A 24208-nucleotide genomic window follows, 5' to 3' on the forward strand; every position below is an offset into this window, starting at 1 on the left:
CAGGCGGTCAGAGCTCGGCCAGAACCTCGATGTCCTCCGCCATGACGTCGCGGGCGACCGCGAACGCCGCGACGGCAGCGGGGGTGCCGGGCGCGGCCTGGCGGGCGGCCTGCAGGCTGGCGGCCGAATCCCAGCGCCAGACGCCGACCCACGTCTCGTCGTTCAGCCGGCCGAGGCGCGCTTCGGTGAGGCCGGGCTGAGTGGCTCTGATGGCGGTGACCAGGGCGGCGTGCCGGGCCTGAACCTGCTCGGCGTCCGCGGGATCGGCCTGGAAGCGGGTGACGCTGATGACCGTCATGGCTGTACCTGCTCTCTAGAGTTGACTTCTAGTTGCTGAATCTAGAGATAGACTCTAGCCATGAGCGATGTCAAGCGGACGAACAAGCGGGCTGAGAAGGCGAAGGAGACGCGCCGGCGCATCCTCGCGGCAGCATCGGAGTTGTTCGTGCAGGAGGGATATGGCGCGACAAACCTGCAGGACGTCGCCGAGAAGGCCGGGGTCGCGGTGCAGACGATCTACTTCGTCTTCGGCAACAAGCGCGCCCTGCTCAAGGAGCTGGTCGACGTCACGATCGCGGGCGATGACGAGCCGGTGGCCACGATGGACCGGCCGTGGTACGTGGCGGCGCTGGCCGCCGGCACCGCCCAGGACATGCTGCGCGCCTACGTCGCCGGCACGACCTCGGTCCTGGAACGCGTCGCGCCGATCGGCCGGGTCCTGGAGGCGGCGGTCGCGAGCGACCCCGAGGTTGCCGCGCTGTGGCCGCACGACGTCGATCCCCGGCACGTCGTCCAACAGGGCGCGGCCAGGGCGCTTGCCGGCAAACCCGGGGCGCGGGCCGAGGTGTCGGTGGAGGAGGCCGCCGACCTGCTGTACGGCCTGCTCAGCCCCGAGCTGTACCTGCTGTTCGTGCGCGAGCGCGGCTGGACGCGCGAGCGCTGGGAGCAGTGGGTCGGCGAGACCCTCCGCGCCCAGCTCTGCACCATGGGCGGGAACGGGTGATCCTCCGTCCCGTCGCCCACGTCCTCGCGGGTCAGGGCGATGTAGACCGCCTCGCACAGGTGTGCCGCGCACTCCCCGAAGCGGTGCGCCCCATGCCGGGTCACACCGTCCTCGGCAGAGTCAGTGGTGGGGTTGGGCGTGGTGTGGCAGCAGCCGTACCAGGACGCAGGAGGCCAGCAGAAGGGCCGCCACCACGCCGAGGCTGACCGTCGGGCCGGCGTGGAAGTAGACGGTGGTGAGGGCGGCGGCGCCGAGGCTGTTGGCCAGTTGCTGGGTGGCCGACAGCGAGCCGCTGGCGCTGCCGGACTCGGCCGGGTCGACGTCGCCGAGAGTGATCTGGTAGACGGTGCCGAAGCAGGTGCCCAGACCCAGGCCGATCACGAACACCGGCAGGATGAGCGCGATGCCGGTGAGGAGTATCAGGACGCCGGTCAGGGTGAGCAGCAGGCCGATGAGGATGAGCCTGCGGCCCAGCCGGGCGATGAACCGGTGCGCGGTGATCGAGGCGACCACGATGCCGGCGGCGACGGGCGCCAGCCCGAGGGAGGCTCCGGTGGGGGTGCGGCCGAGGTCGTTCTGCAGGTGAAGGGAGAGCACCAGCAGCAGGCCGGCGACGGCGGCGTTGAAGGCCAGGCCGAGGATCAGCCCGGAGGTGAAGCCGCGGTTGGTCAGCAGCGAGGGTTTGATGAGCGGCTGAGGCGCGGTGCGCTGGCGGCGGCAGAACAGGGCGAAGGACACCAGCCCGGCGCCCAGGCAGATGACCGGTGGCAGGCCCCAGCCGTGACTGGAGCCGTCGATCAGGCCGTACAGCAGGGCGAGCATGGTGACGGCGAGCAGGGCTGAGCCGGGTCCGTCGACGGTGACGGCACGGTCGCCGGGATCCGGGGGCAGCAGCCGTACGGCACAGCCGATCGCCAGGCCGCCGAGGGCGATGTTGATGAGGAACATGGCACGCCAGCCGAGGCCGAGCAGGTCGGCGTCGATGAGGAAGCCGGCGAGGATGGGGCCGCCGATGGCGGACAGGCCCAGGGCGGGGGCGAAGACGCCGAAGGCCGTGCCGATCTGGTCGCGAGGGAAGACGGCGCCGAGGATGCCGAAGCCCTGCGGGATGAGCAGGGCGCCGAACGCTCCTTGGAGCAGCCGGAACGCCACCATGGAGGTCGGGTCGAAGGCCAGGCCGCAGGCGATGGAGGCCAGAGTGAAGCCGGTGATGCCGATCAGGAACAGGCGGCGCCGGCCGTACTTGTCGCCGAGCCGTCCGCCGACCACCAGCAGCACTCCCATGGCCAGGGCGTAGGCGGCGCCGAGCCACTGGATGAGAGCCTGTCCGCCGTTCAGGTCGGCGGCGATGGCGGGGGCGGCGATGTTGGTGATGGTCGAATCCAGCAGGTCGAGGATGGCGGCGAACAGCACGACGGCGAGGACGGCCCAGCGCCGGCGCGCGGAGGTGAATGCGGGCGCGGGGGCCACAGGGGTGCGCATGAGGACTTCCTATGAGGGTGAAGGGGGATGAGCCCCGGCCCGAGCAGGGCGGGGCGTGGACAGATGGCGCTCATCGGGCGTCGAAGGCGGCGACGTTCTCCGCGGCCCACTGGGCGAAGGTGCGGGCGGGAGTGCCGAGGAGCGTCTGGGTGGTCTCGGCGATCGGGGCGGGACCGGCGGTGGCGGCGGCCCACAGATCCAGCAGCGAGCCGGCGTAGGGGGCGGACATCCACCGGGTCATCTGCTGCTCGGCCTCGGCGCGGGTGATCTGCAGGAGGGGGATGTCGCGGCCGATCGCGCCGGACAGGATGACCAGTTGCTCGCGGAAGGTGAGCGACTGCGGCCCGGTGAGGGTGATCTGACGGCCGGTGAGCGCGTCGCCGGTCAGGGCGGCCACGGCGAGGTCGGCGAGGTCGTCGGAGTGGATGGGCGCTATGTGCGCGTCGGGGTAGGCGAGCTGGATCGGCTGGTTCTGGCCGATGAGGTAGGACCAGCCGAGGGCGTTGCTGGCGAAGGCGTCCGGACGCAGGAAGGTGCAGGTCAGGCCGGAGGCGGTCAGGGCGCGTTCGACCTGGAGGCTGTGGGAGGCCAGCGGGTCGGTCTCGGCGCCGGGGGCCGTGACGGAGGAGGACGACAGCAGCACGACGTGCTCGACGCCGACGGCCTGGGCGGTCTTGACGAAGGCGTCGACACCGGCGGGCTCGGGGTAGAGGAAGACCTGGCGGACGCCGTCCAGCGCGGCGGGGAAGGTGCCGGGCTGGTCGAGCTTGAGCTCGGCGATCTCGACGCCGGTCGGGGCGGTCAGTCCGGTGGGGTCGGCGCTGCCGGCGCGGGTGGGCAGGCCCGCGGTGACCAGGCGGTGGATGACGGCCTGGCCGACCTTGCCGCGGGCGCCGGTGATGAGGATGGTCATGGTGACTCCTGAGGTAGTTGGTGCGCGAAGACACATGCATGCTTGCATGCACATAAATTCGTGTCAACACATGTCTTGCTGGTTGCACAGAGATACGATGAGGGCATGGATGAGACAGCGACAGCCGAGGACCTGCTCAACGCCGTGGGACCGGCCTTCTCCAAGTTGCGCCGCACCTCGCTGCTGGAGGTCGAGAACGCCATCTCGGCCAAGGATCTGAGCAGGACGCTCGTGCTGAACCTGGTCCTGGAGCACACCACCGGTCAGGGCAAGGAGGTGACCGTCGGCGCGATAGCGGAGCTGCTGGCAGTGGACCCCTCGGTCGGCAGTCGCATGGTGAGCGACAACATCAAGGCGGGCTACCTGATCCGCACCGCTTCCCAGCAGGACGGCCGGCGCACCGTGCTGGAGCTGAGTCCGGCGGGGGTGGAGCTCATGGAGCGCTTCCGCCGCCACCAGCGCGAGGCGTTCGAGTACATCACCGCCGAGTGGAACGAGGGCGACCGGCTCGAGTTCGCCCGGCTGATGCTCAAGTACGTCGATTCCCTGGCCCAGCTCCGCGACCGCACGAGCAGGTAGGCATCGGGGCCCGGGTCCGGGCGGCCCTCTGCCCGAAAATGCCTTTGGGCCTGGTGGGGAGCACCCCTATCGTGGGCCGGTGACTACTCAGGTGATCGTGTTGAACGGCGGCTCCAGCTCGGGCAAGTCCGGGATCGTCCGGTGTCTGCAGGCGGTCCTGCCGGATCCGTGGCTCGCCCTCGGGGTCGATACGCTGGTCGAGGCGATGCCGGCGTCCATGCAGGGATCGGACGCGGGCATCGAGTTCGCTCCGGACGGCGGGGTCAGTGTCGGGCCGCAGTTCATGATGCTCGACCGGGCGTGGGCGGAAGGGGTCGCCGCGATGGTCCGTGCGGGCGCCCGGGTCATCATCGATGACGTCTTCCTCGGCGGAGCCGCCTCCCAGGAGCGGTGGCAGAAGGCTCTTGCCGGGCTGGACGTGCTGTGGGTCGGCGTCAAGTGCGAGAGCGCGGTCGCCGCGGGCCGGGAGATCGCCCGGGGAGACCGGGTCCGGGGGATGGCGGAGTTGCAGGCGGAGGTGGTCCACCAGGGCGTGGCCTATGACCTGGAGGTGGACACCACGCGTGCCGAATCCCTGGAGTGCGCGCGGACCATCGCCGCGCGGGTCAGGTGACGGAGCCCATGACGTCCCCCGCGTACGAGCTGCGCCCCGCCACCCCCGCCGACTACGACCCCATAGCCGCCGTCGTCGACGAGTGGTGGGGCCGGCCGGTCCTGCCCTCCCTGCCCAGGCTCTTCCTCGACCACTTCCACCGCACGAGCCTGATCGCGGAGGGCCCGGCGGGCATGGCGGGGTTCCTGATCGGCTTCATCTCCCCGTCCGAGCCCGACGAGGCGTACATCCACTTCGTCGGCGTCTCCCCGGAGGCCAGGACGGGCGGCGTGGCCCGCGCCATGTACGAACGCTTCTTCGATCTGGCCCGCCGCCACGACCGCCGCGTCGTGAAGGCCATCACCGCGTCCGTCAACCAGACGTCCATGGCGTTCCACCGGCGCATGGGGTTCGAGGTCGGCGAGCCCGTCCCCGGCTACAACGGCCCGGGAACCGCCCTGGTGACCTTCAGGCGAAGCATCTCTGATCTGTAGGCGCTCCAGGGATCGGTGACCGCGAACAGCCTCTGATGTCACTTTGCGTGACGCATAGCGTGCGTACCGTATGCATGTCCCGAAATCGGGAATGGCACACGACGATCTCATGCGCAAGGAGGAGCGGTGGCCGGACGTCGCGACCGGATAGGGCTGACCGGTGAGCTGATCGCCGAGTTCGCCGGCACGATGGTGCTCATTCTGTTCGGCGTCGGCGTGGTCGCCCAGGTGGTCGCGGGCAAGCTCGGCGACCACGACAGCATCGCCTGGGCGTGGGGCATCGGTGTCACGCTGGGCGTCTACGTCGCGGGCCGGACCACGGGCGCGCACCTCAACCCGGCGGTCACGCTGGCGTTCGCGGTCTTCCGCGGCTTCGCCTGGGGCAAGGTCCTGCCGTACGCGCTGGCGCAGACGGCCGGGGCCTTCATCGCGGCGCTCATCGTGCGCTGGAACTACACCGAGGTGCTGACCATGGTGGACCCCGGGCACACGATCAAGACCCAGGGCGTCTTCTCGACCCTGCCCGGCAACGGGGTGCTGCCGGTGGACATGTGGGGCGGGTTCCGCGACCAGATCATCGGCACCGCCATCCTGCTCTTCGTCATCTTCGCCGTGTCCGACGTCGCCAACATGGCCCCCAGCGCGAACCTCGGGCCCGTCGTCGTCGGCCTGCTCATCGTGGGGATCGGCATGTCCTTCGGCACCGACGCCGGCTACGCGATCAACCCCGCGCGCGACTTCGGGCCGCGCCTGGCGAGCTACCTCACCGGCTACTCCACCGCCTGGCGAGATCAGTACGGCGATCTGTACTTCTGGGTGCCGATCGTCGCCCCGCTGATCGGCGGTCTCATCGGCGCCGGCCTCTACCAGGCGGGCATCGCCCGGTTCCTGCCGCCGAGCGAGGAGCGCGGGATCGTGCAGCCGGTGGAGATCTGACGGAATCTTGCAGAGGAGAAAGACATGCCCGAGTTCGTGGGAGCCGTCGACCAGGGCACCACCAGCACCCGATTCATGGTCTTCGATCATGACGGCGCCGAGGTCGCCAAATACCAGCTCGAACACGAGCAGATCCTGCCGAAGGCGGGCTGGGTCGAGCACAACCCGATAGAGATCTGGACCGTGACGGCGGCCGTGATCCAGACGACGATCCAGCGTGCCGGGCTGCACGCCAAGGATCTGGCGGCCTTGGGCGTCACGAACCAGCGCGAGACCACGGTCGTCTGGAACCGGCGGACCGGCCGCCCGTACTACAACGCGATCGTGTGGCAGGACACCCGTACCGACCGGATCGCCGCCGCGCTGGAGCGGGACGGGCGCGGGGAGGTCATCCGCGACAGGACGGGCCTGCGGCCGGAGGCGTACTTCTCCGGCGGCAAGATCCAGTGGATCCTGGAGAACGTGGAGGGCGTCCGCGCGGACGCGGAGCGGGGCGAGGCCGTCTTCGGCAACACCGACACCTGGACCCTGTGGAACCTCACCGGCGGCGTCAAGGGCGGCGTGCACATCACCGACGTGACCAACGCCAGCCGGACGATGCTGATGGACCTGGAGACGCTCGACTGGGACGACGAGCTGCTGTCGTTCTTCGGGATCCCGCGCCGGATGCTGCCCGAGATCCGGCCGTCGGCCGACCCCGCGATGTACGGGACCACGCTCCCGTACGGGCCGCTCGGCGGGGAGGTGCCGATCAGCGCGATCCTGGGGGACCAGCAGGCGGCCACCGTCGGCCAGGCCTGCTTCGCGCCCGGCGAGGCCAAGAACACCTACGGCACCGGCAACTTCCTGCTGCTCAACACCGGCACCGACCGCGTGCGCTCGCGCAGCGGGCTGCTCACGACGCCTGCCTACAAGTTCGGGGACCAGCCGGCCGTGTTCGCGCTGGAGGGATCCATCGCGGTGACCGGCTCGGCGGTGCAGTGGCTGCGCGACCAGCTCCACGTCATCACCTCCGCGGAGCAGAGCGAGGCCCTGGCCCGGCAGGTGGAGGACTCCGGGGGGATGTACTTCGTGCCGGCGTTCTCCGGGCTGTTCGCCCCCTACTGGCGCGCCGACGCCCGCGGCGTGATCGTCGGCCTGTCGCGCTTCAACACCGACGCCCACCTCGCCAGGGCCGCTCTGGAGGCGATCTGCTACCAGAGCCGCGACGTCGTGGAGGCGATGCAGCAGGACTCCGGGGTGGTCCTGGACGTGCTCAAGGTGGACGGCGGCATCACCATGAACGACCTGTGCATGCAGCTCCAGTCCGACATCCTCGGCGTCCCGGTCAGCCGCCCGGTCGTGTCGGAGACCACCGCGCTCGGGGCCGCGTACGCCGCCGGGCTCGCCTCCGGATACTGGAAGGACATCTCGGAGCTGCGGGCGCACTGGGCGGAGGACCGCCGCTGGGAGCCCCGGTGGAGCGAGGAGCGGCGGGAGGAGGCGTACGCGGGCTGGAAGAAGGCCGTGACCAGGTCGTTCGACTGGGTCTAGCTCACGACGTCCTTACGCCGGAAGCGCCGGAACGCGAGCGCGATCAGGAGGGCCGCGTACGTGACCGACACCGACGCCCCCTTCGCCATGCCGCTCCAGTCCAGCTCCGGCATCAGCGCGTCGAGCCAGGCGTTGTTCCAGAACGTGGGCAGGAACTCGCGCAGCGAGCCCAGCGCCTCCACCGCCTGGAGGATGTTGCAGACGATCCAGAGCCCGACCGCCCCGCCGACCGCGCCGAGCGGGGAGTCGGTCATGGTGGAGACGAGGAACGCGAGCGCGGCCACCACCAGCTGGCTGACCAGCGCGTACCCGATCACGATGCCGAAGCGCGGCAGCACGTCCAGGGCCGGGATCGTCTCGCCCGTGCCGGGCACCTGGATGTCGTTCCAGCCGAACGCCAGCGTGCCCGCGAGCAGCGCCATCAGCGGCAGGCAGATCACCGCCGCCGCCGAGTAGCCCAGCGCCACGATCAGCTTCTGGCGCAGCAGCCGGTCGCGGGGGACCGGCGCGGCCAGCAGGTAGCGCAGCGACGACCAGTTGGCCTCGCTGGCGACAGTGTCGCCGCAGAACAGCGCGACCGCCACCACCAGCAGGAAGCTGGCCGACACAGACAGGGCGAAGGCGGCGAAGTTCAGGCCGCTCGCCGTCGCCAGGTCGGAGATGCGCAGCGACGACTGCCCCTGCCCGCTCGGCTGCGGCCCGAACTGGAACGCGATCACCAGGATCCACGGCAGCGCCAGCAGCAGCCCGAACATGACCAGCGTGCGCCGCCGCTTGAACTGCCTGACGATCTCCACGCGCAGCGGCAGCGTGCGACGGGGCGCGTAGCCCGGCGCGGCGACGGTCATGACTTGTCTCCGATGAGGTCGAGGAACACGTCTTCCAGGCGCGGCCCGTGCCCGTTGGAGGGGACGGTGGCCGAGGTGAGCAGCAGCGACACCGGCCCGGTCGAGACCAGGCGGCCCCGGTGCATGACCACGACGTGGCTGCAGGTCTGTTCGACCTCGGCCAGCATGTGGCTGGAGACGATCACGGTACGGCCGTCCTGCGCGTAGCGCTTGAGCACCTCGCGCATCTCCCGGATCTGGGGCGGGTCGAGACCGTTCGTGGGCTCGTCGAGCACCAGCAGGTCAGGAAGCCCGAGCATGGCCTGGGCGATGGCGAGCCGCTGGCGCATGCCCTGCGAGTACGTGCGGACGGCCCGGTCCAGGGCCTTGCCCAGGCCGGCGATCTCCAGCGCCTCGTCGAAGTGCGCGTCGGCGGCGGGCCGCCCGGTGGCGGCCCAGTACAGCTCGATGTTGTCCCGCCCGGACAGGTGCGGCAGGAACCCCGGCCCCTCGACGAACGACCCGAGCCTGGACAGCACGGGCGCCCCGGGTGTGACGCGGTCACCGAAGATCCGGATCTCGCCGCCGTCCGGCTGGATGAGGCCCATCATCATGCGCATCGTGGTCGTCTTGCCCGCGCCGTTCGGCCCGAGCAGGCCCAGGACCTGGCCCCGCTCGACGCGGAACGACAGCCCGTCCACGGCCAGCTCGCCGTTCCGGTACGCCTTGGTCAGTCCGCTGATCTCCAGCGGCACGTCCTTGTCACCATGCGGCCCGTTCTCCGGGGCGCCGGTTGCGGTCCGGCGGCGGGACGCGGTGCGTCCCGTCGCCAGCAGCACGGCGGCGACGACCACGGCGGCCAGCGGCATCGCCCACACCCACCACGCCACCCCGGTCGGCGGAGCGGCGAGCGTGCGCACCGTCGGCGCGGCGAGCGCGGGGGAGGCCAGGGACACCTGGTACGAAGCCGGCTCGGCGGCGGTCGCGAAGCCCATGTCCGTCGTGGTCAGGACCAGCCGGAGCCGGTGGCCTGCGGCGAAGCGGTAATCCACGGCGGGCAGGGTGACGGTGACCTCCGCGCTGCCCGCGCCCTCCGGGATCGTCACCCGGACCGGCGCCACCAGCCCGGCGGGCAGGGCGGGCGGCTGGGTGCCGTCGGCCACGTCGTACAGCTTGGCGAACAGCGTCGCCTCGCCCTTGCCCGACACCTTGACCCTGACCGTGGAACTGCCGGTGAGCTGGAGCGGGGCGGTGAGCGGACGGGACTCGAACGCGGCGCTCTGGCCCGGCATGTCGATGGACACGCCGATGCCGGCCTGGCCGCCGCCCAGCAGGCCGCCGATGCCGGGCACCGTCGAGATGGAGGCGGGCGCGCCGCCCGGCGGGTTGACGATGTTCTGGGCGGGGCCGTTCAGCTGGACCGTGGTGGTGTCGGTGCCGGTCAGGCCGGGGTAGGAGGCGGCCTCCGGGTGCAGGCGGATGCGCTGGCGGGTGCCGGGGTCGCGGCCGCCGTCGCGCGTCACCGTGAACGCGCTCACCGCCGGGGCGGACTCGTCACCCTTCAGGTAGCGGGCGAACCAGGCCGTGGACTGCTCGAACACCCAGTCCGCCTCGCCGTTGCCGCCGTCGTGCCCGCCGTCGAACCAGGCCAGGCTCACCGGCGTGCCGGCGGCGGCGATCGCCTTGGCGTTGGCGTCGGCGTGGCCGAGCGGGAAGAGCGAGTCGCGCTGGCCCTGGATGAGCAGGGTCGGCGCCTTGATCTGGCCGGCCACGGTGATCGGGCTCGACCTGCGCAGCAGGGCGACGGCCTCCGGCGTGGCCTTGCCGTCCTTGGCGACCTGCTGGTAGACGTCGCAGATCGCGGGCAGGAACCTGCCGCACCGCGCCTGCTCGGGCGTCAGCGGGCCGGCGGCGGCCTGCCGCTCGCCCCGCCCCGCGAAGCTGTCCAGCGAGACGCCCTGGCCGAAGAAGATGCCGGCCCACATGCGCTTGAAGACCCCGTGCGCGGCGTCCTGGCCGATGGCGGCGGGGCCGGCGCCCTGCGCGGCGGCGTTGGGGAAGAGCGCGTCGGCCAGGTCGGCCCAGGTGATCTGGGGGACGATGGCGTCGACCCGGTGGTCGTAGGCGGCTGTCATCAGGGAGATGGCGCCGCCGTACGAGCCGCCCGCGATGCCCACGCGCGGGTCGTTCGCCGCGTCGAGCTGGACCTCCGGCCGCTTGGCCAGCCAGTCGATCAGCTGCTTGACGTCCTTGACCTCGTAGTCGGGCGAGTTGAGCGCGATCTCGCCGGTCGAGCGCCCGAACCCGCGCGCCGACCAGGTCAGCACGGCGTAGCCCTGCTGGGCGATCCGGACGGCCTGGTCCCGCACGCTCTGCTTGCTGCCGCCGAAGCCGTGCCCGATCAGTACGGCTGGAGCCTTCCCGCCGTCGGGCGGCGGGAAGAAGGTCGTATCGAGCTCCACCCGTTGGTCGTCGCCGGGTCCGTCGACGACGCTGATTGTCTGGTCCTGGCCCCGCACCCCAGGAGCCGACGGCCACACGAGCCACGTCGTCACCCCGATGAGGGCGAGCGCCGCTACCAGCGCGGCCACACGCTTCATGACCGTGAGCCTACTTTCCGCACCTGAGAGATCCCTGAGATCAAGGCCTGAGCTGCGGGATCAGGCCAGGATGGCGTAGACGGTCGTCGCGTGGGCGGCGGTCTCGGCGCTGCCCGCGGCCGTGAGGGTGACGTCGGAGAAGGCCAGGGTGCGGCCCAGTTTCGTGATGCGGACGTCGATCAGGACGTCCTTGCCCAGCACCGGCCGCTGGAACGTCGTCGACTGCTGCACCGTGGTCATCGGCACGAACCCGCCGCGCGCCGAGGAGATGGCGATGACGGTGGCGGTGTCGGCTGCCGCCATCATCGCCTGGCCGCACAGCCCGCCGCCCTCCCGGGCCAGGTCGTCGGACCACGGGAGCCGTACGACGGCGTGGCGCTCGCCCACCTCCTCCACGCGCAACCCGAGCCGCTGGATCCAGGGGGCGAAGTATCCCTGGAGGATCGCCTCTGCGTCTGCTGGAGTCACGCGCTCATGATGCCCGCCGGAGCGCCGCGCCGCTCCTGGATCGATCGCTTGCGTCGTGTCAGGGTGCCGGTACAGGGCGGAGCCACGACCGACGAGCGCGGGGGTGGGCTGGAGGGCAGCCCGCGACGGCTGACGTCCAACTTTCAGAACGGCCTCAAGCACCTCCCGGTACGGCTGACGAGAAGGCGCCCCTGACCGGCCCCGGCCCACCGAAAACCAGCGGCGCCGCGATCAAGGGCTCGCCTACGCTGCCCCCCATGGACTATGTGGACGTCAACAGGGCCAACTGGGACGGCCGGGTCCCCATCCACGTCGCCAGCGACTTCTACGACGTCGAGGGCTTCAAGGCGGGCCGGAGCCCGCTGCGGTCGTTCGAACGGGACGAGGTCGGCGACGTGACCGGCCGCCGCCTGCTGCACCTGCAGTGCCACTTCGGCCTGGACACCCTGGCCTGGGCCAGGCTCGGCGCCGAGGTGACCGGACTCGACTTCTCCGCGGCCGCCATCGAGCAGGCCAGGGCCATCGCCGCCGAATGCGGCATCCCGGCGGAGTTCGTCACCGCCGACGTCTACGACGCGGTCGAGGCGCTCGGCGGGGCCACGTACGACATCGTCTACACCGGCCTCGGCGCGCTGGTGTGGCTGGCGGACCTCGAGAACTGGGCGCGGACGGTCGCCGCGCTGCTCAAGCCGGGCGGATTCCTCTATCTCGCCGAATTCCATCCGTTCGCCGACACCATGGACGACGAGACGGGCACCACCGTCACCACCGACTACTTCGACCGAGGCCCCCACGTCTGGGAGTACCCGCACACCTACACCGGCAGCGAAATCCTGGAGCACCAGACCTCCGTGCAGTTCCAGCACGGCCTCGGCGAGGTCGTCAGCGCGGTCGCGGCGGCGGGCCTGCGGGTCGAGTTCCTGCGCGAGCACGACCGCACGTACTTCCGCCGCTTCGGCACGCTGGTCGACGGCCAGGAGGGCTTCCGGCTCCCGGAGGGCGCCCCCAGGATCCCGCTCCTGTACACCCTGCGGGCCTCGGCGGTAGCCTGACCTGCCAAGACATTGCCTGGCATTACCCCAGCAACAGCTCAACGCAGGGAACCGTAAGATTCACTCCCGTGAAGTCTCCAGCATCTCTCAAGAGGGCCGCCGAGTGGGCCCTGCCGTACTGGACCAGGGGCCAGGCGGGGCGTGAGACGCCGCAGGATCTGTTCAGGGTGCTCTATTTCGGCTGGCTGGTGGCGTTCACGCTCAAGCTGCTCGGCTCGGCGTGGGACGTTTCATGGCACTTCAAGTGGCTGCGGGACGACCTCGCCCCGCCCCACCTGCTCAACTCCGCCGGCACGGCCATCGCCGTCGCGCTGACCATCATCCATGGCTACACCGGCTACGGCGTGGACAAGGCGGCGCTGCGGCTGATCCAGTGGGGCACCGGGATCTTCCTGGTCGCGGTCCCGCTCGACCTGATCAACCACCGGGTCAACGGGCTCGACATCACCTCGTGGAGCCCGTCGCACATCATGCTCTATCTTGGAACGTTTTTCATGATCGCGGGCGTGCTCCGCGGCTGGTTCATGGGGGCGCCGCCGGGGCAGGAGCGGACCGTCGTGCTGGGCGCGTTCTTCGCGTTCTTCCTGGAGAACGTGCACTTCCCCGAGCAGCACCAGGAGTACGGCATCCTGTCGATCGGCGCCTGGGACAACCACGCGACCTACGCCGAGCAGATCCTGCTCCAGTTCGCGGCCGACCAGATGGGGCGGCCGGTGGACCGGCCGATGATGGTCGCGTTCTCGCTGCCCGTCCCCGACTTCCTCTATCCGGTCTACGCGGTGGTCGTCGGCCTGTCGGTGCTGGTGGTGGCCAGGCTGCTGATCGGCAGGTTCGGGGCCGCGACGCTGGTGGCGGGCGCCTACGTGGGGGTCCGCACGCTGCTCTGGCCGCTGCTGACCTTCACCGGGTTCCCACCGTCGGCGGTGCCGTTCTTCCTGGTCGTGGCGGGGCTGGTGGTGGACCTCGCGTTCCTGGTGCGCATGCCGTACGTACGGGCCGTGCTCGGGAGCGTCGGCGTCACGGCCGCGGCCTACGGCGCGCTGGTGGCGCAGAGCGCGATCATGGGCGGCGTGTACAGCGCGATCACGGGCCAGAAGGGGCTGCTCGGAGCGCCTCCACCGGCCACGTCGTCGGCCGTCTGGGCGGGGCTCGGCCTGCTGGTCGTCTGGCTGGCGGTCGAGTGGCTGGCCGCCAGGCGGCGCGGGTCTCAGCCGATCGAGGCCCGGGTGATCGCCACCGCCACGCCGTAGGCCAGCCCCATCACGCCCACCTCGGCCGCCGCCCAGCCCACCAGGGCGGTGGCCCGGCCTGCGCGGATGGCGGGCATCAGGCGGAAGCGGATGTGGGCGGCCAGCGGCACCAGCGCCGCCACCAGGACCGTCTTGATCACCACCAGCACGCCGTAGTGGCTGGTCAGCAGGGCGTCGGGCAGTGTCACACCGGGGGTGAGGGCCATCGTGCCGAGCCCGTTGACCAGCCCTGACAGCCCCACCAGGAGCAGGCACACCGTGGCGATCCTGGAGAACCTGGGCAGCACCACGGCCAGCAGTTCCCGGTGCGGCGCCACGAACACGGCCGTGGCCGCCAGCCCGCCCGCCCACGCCGCAGCGCCCATCACGTGGATCTCCATCGAGACCATGATGGGGTCGTGCCAGACCGAGTTGACGGCGTGCCCGGTGACGGGGATGGGCAGCAGCCCGAACAGCGCCACGATCACCCGCAGCTCGGCCGGCACCTTCTCGCCGAACCGCACCGCCATGAGCCCGATGCCGGCCGCCGCCAGCGCGCACGCCGCGCTGAACAGCAGCCCCTGACCGGTGCCGACGGTCTCGACGTAGCCGGCGATCATCCCGAACGTGGGCACGCTGCCGGGATTGAGCTCGGCCGTCTGGAACACGATGGTGAGCAGCGCGCAGATCGCCCACGCCCAGGCGGCCAGCACGGCCAGCGGCCGCACCCTGAGCATGACGGGCTCGGTCCGCTCGGGGGCGTCGAAGCCGAGCAGCTTGGGCAGCAGGCTCAGCCCGACCACGGCGACGGCGGCCAGGTCGAGCAGCACCCGCACGACGGGCAGCCCGAAGGACACCAGCGGGCCGGGCATGGGGATGCCGGGGACGGCCTCCTGGGCGGTGAACGTGCTCGCCGCCACCGCGGCGACGACCGCGCAGACGCCGAACGCCCCGGCCACCAGCCGGCCGCCGACCCGCTGCCGGGGGAGGGGAGGCGCGGTGACGGTCATGCCCGGGCCTCCTCGCCGGCGGCATCGGGCCCGGCATTCGGCTGGGCCTCTCCGGCGGAGCCCGGGGCGGGCGCGGCCGGGCGGGGACGGCGCAGTGCCACCGCCGTGCCGGCGGCGAGCAGCAGCAGCGCGCCCACGATCCACACCACGGCCATGCCCGCGCCGCCGTTGGCGGCCGCCTCGGCGGCCTGCGCACTCGCGTCCTGCGGCGCCTGCCCGGTGGCGCCCTGGCCCGTGTTCTGGGCCGGGCCGCCGGTCCCGGCCCCGGCCGCGAGGGTGAAGGTGATCTTGCCGGTGACCGGGTGGCCGTCGGCGGACAGGATCCGGTAGCCCACCGTGTACGCGCCCCCGGACGGCAGCGGCTTGACGCGTACCGACACCCGCTCCGCGGCGACCTCCGCGGACCCGTCCGCCCACGAGGACCCGTCCGGGCCCGTCACGCCCACCTGCGCGTAGCCCTGCCGCACCGCCTGGTCGAACACCAGCGTCACCCGCGCGGGCGCGGCCGGCAACGTGGCACCGTCCTTGGGGTCGCTGCTGAGGAGCACGTTGTGCGCCTGTGCCGCGGGAGGGGCGATCCCGGCGGCGGCGAAGGCGAGCAGCAGGACCGTGAGTAGCCGCCTCAAAGATCAAAACCTTCCAGCAACGACGAAACGAACCCGTATATGGTCCCATCCATGACAGACCTGTTTGCCGGCACGGCCCCCTACTACGCGAAGTACCGGCCCGACCACGGGGATCAGGCGATCGAGCACCTGGCGAGGACGTTCGGCCCGGACGGCACCGTGCTCGATCTCGGCTGCGGTCCCGGCACGGTGGCGATCCCGCTGGCGCCCGCCGTGCGCGAGGTCCTGGCCGTCGATCCCGACGAGGAGATGCTGGAGACGGGCAGAGGGCTGGCGGCGGAGGTGCGGAACATCCGGTGGCTGCGCGGCGACTCGACGAGGCTGCGCGAGCTCCCGGCGTTCGGTCACATCGTCATGGGCAGGTCGTTCCACTGGATGGACCGCCGCGCGGTGCTGGCCGATCTGGACGAACTGCTGCCGCCCGGCGGGGCCGTGGCCCTCCTCGGCCCGGGCCGCGAGCCCCAGGAGGAGCCCTGGGAGCCGACGATGCGCCGGGTGCGCGAGGAGTTCGACGCGAACACGTTCACGGCCACCGGCTCCTTCCAGGTCAGCGGCGAGCACCCCCACGACGTGCTGGTCACCACGCCGTTCAGCGACCTGGAGTCCGCCATGTACGAGCACCGCCTGACGTACGACGTGGACGCCGTGATCGGCCTGCAGCTGTCCTACTCCTACAGCTCCCCGGCCCGCCTCGGCGACCGGCTGGAGCCGTTCAAGGAGGCGGCCAGGAAGGCGCTGCACGACCTCGACCCCTCCGGGACATGGGAGCACACCGAGGTCACCGAGGTGCTGATCGCCCGGCGGCCGACCGGCTAGATGCCCATCGCCCGCCAGATCCGCCGGGTGACCGGGTTGATCAGGCCGATCTCCGTGCACAGCTCCCGCGTCCTGCCCACCGAGTCGCGGATCTCCTGCTTGGCGGCGGGATTGCGCAGGTAGATGTCGGCGACCACGTGGGCCGGGATGCGGAAGCGCCGGATCATCGGCCCCGGGGGCGCCAGCATGATCCGGGCCATCACGCCCAGGATGACGGGGGAGATGACCCCGAGCAGGAGCCGCCGGTACGCGGGCATCCGGGGCACCCGGTTGCGCAGGTAGTGCCGGGCGAAGGAGATGTGCCTGGCCTCCTCCGCGATGTGGATCCGCATGATCGTCTCTTCCAGCGGATGATGCGCCCGCTCGTCCTTCAGCACCTTGCGCTGCACGTGGTCGATCGGATCCTCGCCGCCGAGCACGAACACGAAGAACAGCTCCGTCGAGATCAGCGGGATCCACGGCGCCACCTGAGCGATCAGCGACAGCGGCCCGGGCATCCCGCGGATCGGTAAGCCGGTGCGGTTCACGAACTCCTGGAACATCATCCCGTGATGTCCCTCTTCGATGGTCTCGTGGTAGACGTACCGGAACTCCGGTGACCCGTTCGGCAGCCGGTAGGCGTAGTTGAGCAGCCCGCGCTTGAGCAGGTTCTCGAACTGCAGCCCGACCTTCATCGCGGTGGCCACCCGCCACAGCCCGATCGCCGCCCGCACCTCGGGCGGGCGGCTGCGGTACCACGGGTGGCCGCCCAGTTTGTCGACCTCCGGCAGCTCCCAGCGGGGGTCCGCCGGATCCACGGCGAACTCCGGGTCATCCCACGGGATGTCCCGGTACGGCTCCCAGTGCTTGTCGACCGACGCCTTCGAGAGCCGTTCGATGACCGCTCGGTAGGCGCTCCTGCTGGCGACCTGCTCGTCGCGTTCGCGGGCGGCGGCAGAGCTCGGTGCGGATGCCATCACGTGCTCCTCTCCTCGCCGCTAATTGTACGGAGCATCCAATAGCGTCGGAAGAGGGGAGGGTCACAGGGTTTCCGCAGAGAGCCCGAGCTCGGCCGCGGCGGCCGTACGGATCAGCGTGTTCACCTTGCGCCTGGTCAGCACCTTGGGATGCGCGTGCGTCTGGATCGCGAGCCCGTCCACGAGCGCGAGAATCCGCCACGTGGAAGCGTCGGGGTCGTCGCACTTGAACTCGCCGCACGACACGCCCGCCTCGATGATCGCGCGCATGACCAGCCGGCCCCGGGAGTCGAGGCGGCGCGAGATCTCCTCCAGCTCCGGGTTGCGCATCGCCTCGGACCACGCGTCGATCCACAGCCGCCATCCCTCGGTGGGGATCGCCGGGGAGGAGAGCCTGAGCAGGGTGCGCAGCCGTTCGAGCGGCGTGCCCGTGGACTCCTCGATGTGTTCGAGCGAGTGGAGATGCTGGCGGGCGGCGTAGGTGAAGGCCTGCGCGAACAGCCGATCCTTGGTCTCGAAGTGGTAGAACAGCAGCGCCTGACTCACCCCGGCGGCCCTGGCGATGTCAATGGTCCGGGTATGCCCGAACCCGCGCTCCGCGATGACCTCGCAGGCCGTCTTCAGTAAATCCTCGCGCCGTAATCGGCTGAACCCTGAAGTCACAGCGAGTAACTCACCTCCGATGCATAGTAATCGTGTGCGCCCAGAGATCCATCAAGGGGCGGAAAATTTCTCATACCCACATTCACTCCTTTCGTATCGGCAATCGCAGCACGAAGCGCGCGCCGATGTCGGAGTCCTCGATCGTGAGGGTGCCGTTGTGGGCCTGGGCGATCTCGCGGGCGATGGGCAGGCCCAGTCCGGTGCCGCCGGCGTCGCGGCTGCGCGAGGCGTCCAGCCGGGTGAACCGCCTGAAGACCACCTCGCGCTGGTCCGGCGCGATGCCCGCGCCGTCGTCGAGCACTTCGAGCAGGGCCTGCTCGTTCCGGCGCAGGGTCACGATGATCGTGCTCTCGGCGTGCCGTTCGGCGTTGTCCAGCAGGTTCGTCAGGAGGCGGGCCAGCTTGAGCCGGTTGCCCGTGACGACCACGCCGGGCTGCAGCGCGGTGACGATCTTCTTCGACCGCGGCCTGGTGGTCTCGGCGGCGACCAGTTCGGCCAGGTCGACGGACTCGAGCCGCGACGGGGCGCCCGCTTCGAGCTTGGCCAGCGTCAGCAGGTCGGCGACGATGTTCTGCAGCCGGTCGAGGCTGGCCATCAGCTTGCCGCCGGTCTCGCACCAGTCGGTCTCCTCGGGTGCGAGCATCGCCGCCTCGAGCTCGGCGCGCATGGCGGTGATCGGGCTGCGCAGGTCGTGCGAGGCGTCGGAGGCGAACCGGCGCTGCTGCTCCATCGCGCCCTCCAGCCGCGCGAGCATGAAGTTGGCGGCATCCGCGAGCGCCTTGATCTCCTCGGCCTTCTCCGGCACGGGCACGCGCATGATCTCGTCGCCGTAGTTGATGTCGGTCAGCCGCCGGGTGATCTGGTTCACCGGCGCGAGCGTCCTGGCCACCACCTTGGACACGCCGAACCAGGTGATCGCGACCAGCAGCACGGTCAGCACGATCAGCGCGGCGATCACGGAGGGGTGGATGTACCAGGGCACCGTGGAGTCGTAGGCGTAGACGAACCAGTCGCCGGCCTCATCGTAGACCCGGACGGCGGCCGTGATGTGGCACTCGTCGCCGAGCTCGGGCAGCTCGCACAGCAGGTCGGTACGGCTGGGGCTGCTCGGGCCGGGCACGATGGTGGTCAGGCGTGGCTTGCCCTCCAAGTTCGGCGTCGAGGCCATCACGCGACCGGTCGGGTCGATGACCTGGATGCCCTTCAGATCGAAGTTGGTCAGGGAGTGCCGGTGATAGCGCTGGATGTCGTGGCCCACGTGCAGCGCCGCGGTGGTCACCTCCCTCGTGCGGATGTCGACGGCGGTGTTGTGCCCCACCCACAGGAAGAACGAGCCGGCCGCCAGGCACAGCAATGCCATGGCGACGCTGGCGAACAGCGCCAGGCGCGCGCGAATGGACCGGCCCAGCCGTTCGATCACACCCAATCCCCCCGTGACCAGATGATCACAGTACGTGCCCCTGCATCCAATTAACGGAGATTCAGTGACAAATCACGCTAAAAGACCTGCAGAACAGTGCTCTATGCGGCATCCGGTCGTCTGACTAGAGTAAGTGAGCACTGATGCCAAGGAGTCGATGTGAACCTTGCTGACTATCGGCGGTCCGCCAGGACCTGGCTGCAGGAAAATGTCCCGGCGGACGACCGGCCCGGGGGAGACCCGATCGCCCGGGCCAAAGAATTCATGGCCAAGCTCCACGACGCCGGCTACTCCGGCATCACGTGGCCGCGGCAGTGGGGCGGCCAGGGGCTGACGCAGGCGGAGGAGCGCGCGTTCGCCGCCGAGGCCCGCGGTTTCACCCTCCCCACGTACGTCTTCTCGATCGGCCTCGGCATGACCGGGCCCACGCTGGTCGACCGGGGCACCGACGCCCAGCGCGAGCGGTTCGTCCGGCCGCTGCTGCGCGGCGAGGAGATCTGGTGCCAGCTCTTCTCCGAGCCGGGCGCGGGCAGCGACGTGGCCAGCCTGCAGACGAGGGCCGAGCGCGACGGCGACCACTGGATCGTCAACGGCCAGAAGGTGTGGACCTCGGTCGCCCACCACGCCGACTGGGGCCTGCTGCTGGCCCGCACCGACGTGGAGGTGCCCAAGCACAAGGGGCTGACCATGTTCGTGGTGGACATGCGCCACCCCGGGGTCACGGTCAGGCCGCTGAAGGACATGACCGGCAGGTCCAACTTCAACGAGATCTTCTTCGACGACGTCCCCATCCCCGACGAGCACCGCGTCGGCGAGGTCAACGACGGCTGGAGCGTGGCCGTCACGACCCTGCTGCACGAGCGGCTGTCGATCTCGGCGGGCGTGGGCATGAGCGGCCAGAAGGAGGACCCGACCTCGCTGGAGGCGCTGCGCCGGGTGGTCGACACCGGCGACCCGCTGGTCCGCGACGAGCTGGTCGAGCTGCACATCCGCAGCCGCGCCCTGGCGCTGTTCAACCAGCGGCTGGCCCAGGAGACCGAGGCGGGGATCTTCCCCGGCGCCCGGGGCAGCGCCGCCAAGCTGCTGCTGGCCGAGCTGACCATGTTCCAGGCAGACCTGGCCACGCGGCTCGCCGGCCCGGAGGCCGTCCTGGGCGACTCCCCGCTCGCGCAGGCGATCTCCATGGCCCCGGCCATGTCGCTGGGCGGCGGCACCAACGAGATCATGCGTAACATCGTGGGCGACCGCGTGCTCAACCTGCCGCCGGAGCCCCGGATGGACAAGACCGTGCCGTTCAAGGACCTGAAGGTGGGGACGCAGGGGTGAAGCTCGTACTCGATGAGGAGCAGCGGCAGCTGCGCGAGGCCGTACGCGCCTTCCTGGGGGCCGCCTCGCCGCTGTCCAAGGCGCGGCACGGCTACGACCCGCAGGTGTACGCCAGGCTCAACGGCGAGCTGGGCCTGGCGGGCCTGATCATTCCGGAGGAGTACGGCGGCGCGGGCGCGGGCCTGGCCGAACTGGCGGTCGCGCTGGAGGAGACGGGCGCGGCCCTGCTGCCCGGGCCGTTCCTGGCCACCGCGTTCGCCGCGATCGCCCTGACCCGCACTCCCGACAAGGAGCTGCTCGCCGCCGTCGCGGAGGGCCGCACCACGGCCACGCTCGCCCAGGCCCCCGTCGACCTCGACGGCGGGGCCGTGCGCGGCACGCTGACGCAGGTGCTCAGCGGCATGGAGGCCGACGTGCTGGTGGCGCCCGCGCGCGGCGGCGACGGCGAGCTCCTGGTCGCCGTCGAGCTGGCCGGGCCCGGCGTCACCAGGACCCCGCTGGAGACGCTCGACCTGACGCGCGGCCAGGCGCGGGTGGTCCTGGAGGGCGCTCCCGCCCGCGTGCTGGGGCCGGCGCCGGAGGTCGGCGACCGGCTGTGCGTGGCGCTGGCGGCCGAGCAGCTCGGCGTGATGCGGGCGGCGCTGGACGCCATCGTGGCCTACGCCAAGATCCGCGTCGCCTTCGGCCGGTACATCGGCTCCTACCAGGGTGTCAAGCACAAGCTGGCCGACATGCACTGCAAGCTCGAACAGGCCGAGTCCATCGTCAGGTACGCCGCCTGGGCCGCCGACGAGTCGCCGGACGAACTGCCCGGCGCCGCCGCCCTCGCCCAGGCGTACGTCGGCCGCGCCTGCTTCGAGGTGGCCCGCGACCACCTGCTGCTGTACGGCGGCATCGGTTTCACCTGGGAGCACGACGCGCATCTGTTCTACAAACGGGCCAAGGCGGACGAGGTGCTGCTCGGCCCGCCCCGCATCCACCGTGCCCGCCTCGCGCAGCTGCTGGAGCTGTGATGGATCCGCAGCGCAGCGAGGACATCCATCACAGCACTCCGAGCGCAGCTCGGCAATCAGACGCGGAAATGGATGTCAGCCAGTTGCCCGGCTTCTACGCCATCGCCGCCGCCGACCCGGACCGCCTCGCGGTGATCGACTCCGACGGCACGAGGACGTCCTACGGCGAGCTGCTCGCCCGGGTCAACCAGGTGTCGCACGGTCTCAGGGCCCGCGGGCTCGGCACCGGCGACGTGGTGGCGGGCGTGCTGCCCAACGGCATCGACGCCATCGTCATGGTCATGGCGACCGCGCAGATCGGGCTCTACTACGTGCCGATCAACTGGCACCTGACGGCGTCCGAGGTGGCGTACATCCTGGCCGACTGCGACGCCAAGGTCGTGATCACCGGGCCCGACCACGCCGTACCCGGTGGGGAGATCGGCACGGCGGGGCTGGCCGAGGGGCAGCCCTCCGACGCGCCCGGTGAGCGGACGTCCGGGGCGGTCATGTGGTACACCTCCGGCACCACCGGCTTCCCCAAGGGCGTGCAGCGGCCGCTGCCGGGCGTCGCGCCCGAGCAGATGGTGCCCGCCTACCAGTGGTTCCTCGGCGAGGTCGTGGACCTCAGGCCGGGCGACGACGTCCATCTGGTGACCTCGCCGATGTACCACTCGGCGCCGTGCGCGCACACCCAGTTCGCGCTGCACCTCGGGCACACCGTGGTCGTCGCCCCGAAGTTCGAGCCGGTGACGATCCTGGAGCTCGTCGAGCGATACCGGGTCACCAACGCGATGATGGTGCCGACCATGTTCCACCGCATGCTGCAGCTGCCGGAGGAGGTCAGGGGCAAGTACGACGTGTCGAGCCTGCGCCAGGTCATCCACACCGCCGCCGCCTGCCCCGTCGCGGTCAAGCAGCAGATCATGGACTGGTGGGGGCCGGTGCTGTACGAGTACTACGGCTCCACCGAATCGACGATCGCGTTCGCGGTCAAGCCGCACGACTGGCTGGCCAGGCCCGGCACGGTGGGGCGGCCGGTGCCCACGTTCGAGGCCAAGATCGTGGACGAGGACGGCGCCGAGCTGCCGGCCGGCGAGCCCGGCCTGATCTACGTCAAGTCGGCCATGGGCACGTTCGAGTACCGCAAGGACCCGGCGAAGACGGCCGCCAGCATGCTGGGGGAGTGGTACTCGCCGGGCGACATCGGCTACCTGGACGAGGACGGCTACCTGTTCCTGTGCGACCGGCGGACCGACCTGATCGTCTCCGGCGGGGTCAACATCTACCCCGCCGAGATCGAGGCCGCCCTGCTCGAGCACCCGGCGGTGGCGGACGTGGCCGTCATCGGGGTGCCGGACGAGGAGTGGGGCCACCACGTGGTGGCCCTCGTCCAGCCCGCCGAAGGGGTCACGCCCGGCCCCGGACTCACCGCCGAGCTGCTGGAGCACTGCGGGCCGCGCATCGCCAGGTTCAAGCACCCGAAGGAGATCGAATACCGCTCCCTGCTGCCGCGCACGCCCACGGGCAAGCTGTCGCGCTCCAAGGTGCGCGAGGACTACCTGTCGGAGGGGTGAAAGACCAGCTCCTCGCTGTAGCCCCGGCCGTCTCCCAGGTAGAAGCGGGCCGACAGGGTGCGGTCGGCGGTGTCGAAGACGGTCGTCCACAACGTGCGGAACGGCAGGGCCGGGTCCTCGGCCTGCCGGACCGCGCGCAGGTGGTCGCGCAGCCCCCGCGGTGACACGGCGGCGCCCTTGCTGCGCTCGTACAGCGTGCGCAGCCGCTCGTACGTCCGGAAGCTGCCCGGGGTGTCCTCGGGCAGGTTCATCGGATCGGAGTGGCGGTGCAGCAGGTGGTTGGTGACGCAGAGCGGGCCGTCGCCGAGCTGGACGATGTGCTCGCTGCCGTCCCTGCCGCGCTCCCACACGAACGCCTGCCCGTGGGCGTCGGCCACCAGGTAGTGCAGGGAGGTGCCGTGGTCGTACTGCTTGGCGCCCAGGAGCGCCTGCTTGGCCTGCTCCACGTTCTCGCAGGTGTCGACCAGGAACCTGGGCAGCTGCACGCTCCCCACCCCGACCTGCGGCGCGACGTGCTCCGGCGGCGCGGCGTGCTCGAAGTCGGCCACCAGCAGCACGACCGCCAGGCCGGCCGAGTTGATGCCGTCCATGCAGCCGTCGAGGTCCGACATGGTGATCACGGTGGAGGCCAGCCCCTCGTCGGGCACCGTCGTGATCACGTAGGGGCGTGAGGCCATCGGCAGCTCGTCCGGCCTGGGCGCGGTGCCCATCACCTCGCTGCTGGTCATCGGGAAGAAGTCGTAGTTGCGGCCCACCCGGCCGTGGCCGTCCGTGGCGGCCGACGGCGGGATCCACAGGGCCGAGCAGCCGGTGCCCTCGGGGACGTAGTTCAGCCCGTCGAGGGCCAGATCGTCCTGGTCGGGGTCGAGGCCGAGGACCGCCGCCGCGCCGTCCATACGGGCGTGGTGCTGCGGCCAGTGCCGCTCGAACCACGTCCTGCGGGCCCGGTTCACCGCCGGGTCGGCCGGCATGGGGGCCCAGCCCAGCCGGCGGGCCTCCTCGGTGAGCGCCTTGCCGATCTCGAACTGGCTGCCCGTGAGCGTGAGGTGGTGCACGAGCTGGAAATCGTCCTTGCCGCCCGCCACCCGCGTCATGTTCTTCATGCCGCCGAGCC

24 protein-coding genes are annotated in these 24208 nt (G+C 70.9%); 12 read left to right on the forward strand and 12 right to left on the reverse strand.

Annotated elements, in window-relative coordinates:
* Positions 1-7: 7 nt before the first annotated feature.
* On the reverse strand, positions 8-298 hold the full coding sequence (locus tag ABZX61_RS13365) for an antibiotic biosynthesis monooxygenase (RefSeq protein ID WP_355194253.1): 291 nt from the start codon (positions 296-298) through the stop codon (positions 8-10).
* Between the two features lie 60 nt (positions 299-358).
* Between ABZX61_RS13365 and ABZX61_RS13370 the strand changes: the two genes are divergently transcribed.
* Positions 359-1003 (forward strand): helix-turn-helix domain-containing protein, encoded by a 645-nt coding sequence (locus ABZX61_RS13370; protein WP_355194255.1) that lies wholly within the window; start codon positions 359-361, stop codon positions 1001-1003.
* 120 nt (positions 1004-1123) lie between these two features.
* Here the strand turns inward: ABZX61_RS13370 and ABZX61_RS13375 are convergent, their stop codons facing one another.
* Together ABZX61_RS13375 and ABZX61_RS13380 are read right to left on the reverse strand one after the other, a co-directional pair.
* A complete protein-coding gene (locus ABZX61_RS13375; RefSeq protein ID WP_355194257.1) occupies positions 1124-2485 on the reverse strand; it encodes an MFS transporter in 1362 nt (453 codons plus the stop codon).
* A 70-nt stretch (positions 2486-2555) separates the two neighbouring features.
* Entirely contained in the window at positions 2556-3398 is an 843-nt protein-coding gene (locus ABZX61_RS13380) for an NAD(P)H-binding protein (protein ID WP_355194259.1), read from the reverse strand.
* Positions 3399-3503: 105 nt separating this feature from the next.
* On the opposite strand from ABZX61_RS13380, the gene ABZX61_RS13385 reads away from it, so the two are divergent.
* From ABZX61_RS13385 to glpK, 5 genes are all read left to right on the forward strand, one after another.
* A complete protein-coding gene (locus tag ABZX61_RS13385; RefSeq protein ID WP_350722992.1) occupies positions 3504-3977 on the forward strand; it encodes a MarR family winged helix-turn-helix transcriptional regulator in 474 nt (157 codons plus the stop codon).
* Between the two features lie 79 nt (positions 3978-4056).
* Positions 4057-4590 (forward strand): chloramphenicol phosphotransferase CPT, encoded by a 534-nt coding sequence (gene cpt / locus ABZX61_RS13390; protein ID WP_355194261.1) that lies wholly within the window; start codon positions 4057-4059, stop codon positions 4588-4590.
* An 8-nt stretch (positions 4591-4598) separates the two neighbouring features.
* Positions 4599-5063 (forward strand): GNAT family N-acetyltransferase, encoded by a 465-nt coding sequence (locus ABZX61_RS13395; RefSeq protein ID WP_355194263.1) that lies wholly within the window; start codon positions 4599-4601, stop codon positions 5061-5063.
* Between the two features lie 126 nt (positions 5064-5189).
* Positions 5190-5999 carry an MIP/aquaporin family protein gene (locus tag ABZX61_RS13400; RefSeq protein WP_350722987.1) on the forward strand — a complete coding sequence of 270 codons (810 nt, stop codon included), beginning with the start codon at positions 5190-5192 and terminating at the stop codon, positions 5997-5999.
* Positions 6000-6023: 24 nt separating this feature from the next.
* Positions 6024-7532 carry a glycerol kinase GlpK gene (gene glpK / locus ABZX61_RS13405; RefSeq protein ID WP_355194265.1) on the forward strand — a complete coding sequence of 503 codons (1509 nt, stop codon included), beginning with the start codon at positions 6024-6026 and terminating at the stop codon, positions 7530-7532.
* Here glpK and ABZX61_RS13410 read toward each other — a convergent pair.
* From ABZX61_RS13410 to ABZX61_RS13420, 3 genes are read right to left on the reverse strand one after another with little or no spacing between them, the layout of a single operon-like run.
* Positions 7529-8380 carry an ABC transporter permease subunit gene (locus ABZX61_RS13410; RefSeq protein ID WP_192786611.1) on the reverse strand — a complete coding sequence of 284 codons (852 nt, stop codon included), beginning with the start codon at positions 8378-8380 and terminating at the stop codon, positions 7529-7531. The genes glpK and ABZX61_RS13410 overlap by 4 nt on opposite strands.
* The gene (locus ABZX61_RS13415) at positions 8377-10959 is read right to left on the reverse strand and encodes an alpha/beta fold hydrolase (protein ID WP_355194267.1); all 2583 of its coding nucleotides are present in this window, start codon (positions 10957-10959) and stop codon (positions 8377-8379) included. Before ABZX61_RS13415 ends, ABZX61_RS13410 begins: the two co-directional genes overlap by 4 nt.
* 60 nt (positions 10960-11019) lie before the next feature.
* On the reverse strand, positions 11020-11427 hold the full coding sequence (locus ABZX61_RS13420) for a PaaI family thioesterase (RefSeq protein WP_355194269.1): 408 nt from the start codon (positions 11425-11427) through the stop codon (positions 11020-11022).
* A 257-nt stretch (positions 11428-11684) separates the two neighbouring features.
* On the opposite strand from ABZX61_RS13420, the gene ABZX61_RS13425 reads away from it, so the two are divergent.
* Together ABZX61_RS13425 and ABZX61_RS13430 are read left to right on the forward strand one after the other, a co-directional pair.
* Entirely contained in the window at positions 11685-12479 is a 795-nt protein-coding gene (locus tag ABZX61_RS13425) for a class I SAM-dependent methyltransferase (protein ID WP_355194271.1), read from the forward strand.
* A 68-nt stretch (positions 12480-12547) separates the two neighbouring features.
* Complete coding sequence (locus tag ABZX61_RS13430) at positions 12548-13729, forward strand: hypothetical protein (protein ID WP_355194273.1); 1182 nt, start codon at positions 12548-12550, stop codon at positions 13727-13729.
* On the opposite strand, the gene ABZX61_RS13435 is transcribed toward ABZX61_RS13430, so the two are convergent.
* Positions 13687-14718 carry a CopD family protein gene (locus ABZX61_RS13435; protein WP_355194275.1) on the reverse strand — a complete coding sequence of 344 codons (1032 nt, stop codon included), beginning with the start codon at positions 14716-14718 and terminating at the stop codon, positions 13687-13689. The genes ABZX61_RS13430 and ABZX61_RS13435 overlap by 43 nt on opposite strands.
* Complete coding sequence (locus tag ABZX61_RS13440) at positions 14715-15344, reverse strand: copper resistance CopC family protein (protein WP_355194277.1); 630 nt, start codon at positions 15342-15344, stop codon at positions 14715-14717. Before ABZX61_RS13440 ends, ABZX61_RS13435 begins: the two co-directional genes overlap by 4 nt.
* Before the next feature lie 51 nt (positions 15345-15395).
* Between ABZX61_RS13440 and ABZX61_RS13445 the strand changes: the two genes are divergently transcribed.
* Complete coding sequence (locus ABZX61_RS13445; protein WP_355194279.1) at positions 15396-16160, forward strand: class I SAM-dependent methyltransferase; 765 nt, start codon at positions 15396-15398, stop codon at positions 16158-16160.
* On the opposite strand, the gene ABZX61_RS13450 is transcribed toward ABZX61_RS13445, so the two are convergent.
* The 3 genes from ABZX61_RS13450 to ABZX61_RS13460 all read right to left on the reverse strand — a co-directional run bounded on the left by ABZX61_RS13450 (position 16157) and on the right by ABZX61_RS13460 (position 19199).
* On the reverse strand, positions 16157-17116 hold the full coding sequence (locus ABZX61_RS13450) for a diiron oxygenase (RefSeq protein WP_355194281.1): 960 nt from the start codon (positions 17114-17116) through the stop codon (positions 16157-16159). The genes ABZX61_RS13445 and ABZX61_RS13450 overlap by 4 nt on opposite strands.
* Before the next feature lie 63 nt (positions 17117-17179).
* Positions 17180-17779, reverse strand: a complete 600-nt coding sequence (locus ABZX61_RS13455) for a TetR family transcriptional regulator C-terminal domain-containing protein (RefSeq protein ID WP_355194283.1) — start codon at positions 17777-17779, stop codon at positions 17180-17182.
* 82 nt (positions 17780-17861) lie between these two features.
* Positions 17862-19199 carry a HAMP domain-containing sensor histidine kinase gene (locus tag ABZX61_RS13460; RefSeq protein ID WP_355194285.1) on the reverse strand — a complete coding sequence of 446 codons (1338 nt, stop codon included), beginning with the start codon at positions 19197-19199 and terminating at the stop codon, positions 17862-17864.
* A 159-nt stretch (positions 19200-19358) separates the two neighbouring features.
* On the opposite strand from ABZX61_RS13460, the gene ABZX61_RS13465 reads away from it, so the two are divergent.
* The 3 genes from ABZX61_RS13465 (at position 19359) to ABZX61_RS13475 (ending at position 23094) form a co-directional block, all read left to right on the forward strand.
* Complete coding sequence (locus tag ABZX61_RS13465; RefSeq protein ID WP_355194287.1) at positions 19359-20525, forward strand: acyl-CoA dehydrogenase family protein; 1167 nt, start codon at positions 19359-19361, stop codon at positions 20523-20525.
* A complete protein-coding gene (locus ABZX61_RS13470; protein ID WP_355194289.1) occupies positions 20522-21538 on the forward strand; it encodes an acyl-CoA dehydrogenase family protein in 1017 nt (338 codons plus the stop codon). The genes ABZX61_RS13465 and ABZX61_RS13470 overlap by 4 nt, the downstream gene beginning before the upstream one ends.
* A 68-nt stretch (positions 21539-21606) precedes the next feature.
* Entirely contained in the window at positions 21607-23094 is a 1488-nt protein-coding gene (locus ABZX61_RS13475) for an AMP-binding protein (protein WP_355194291.1), read from the forward strand.
* Here ABZX61_RS13475 and ABZX61_RS13480 read toward each other — a convergent pair.
* The gene (locus ABZX61_RS13480; RefSeq protein WP_355194293.1) at positions 23076-24197 is read right to left on the reverse strand and encodes a C45 family peptidase; all 1122 of its coding nucleotides are present in this window, start codon (positions 24195-24197) and stop codon (positions 23076-23078) included. The genes ABZX61_RS13475 and ABZX61_RS13480 overlap by 19 nt on opposite strands.
* Between the last annotated feature and the right edge of the window lie 11 nt (positions 24198-24208).

This window comes from Nonomuraea sp. NPDC003709, assembly GCF_040610775.1.
In the GTDB taxonomy this organism is placed as follows: domain Bacteria; phylum Actinomycetota; class Actinomycetes; order Streptosporangiales; family Streptosporangiaceae; genus Nonomuraea; species Nonomuraea angiospora_A.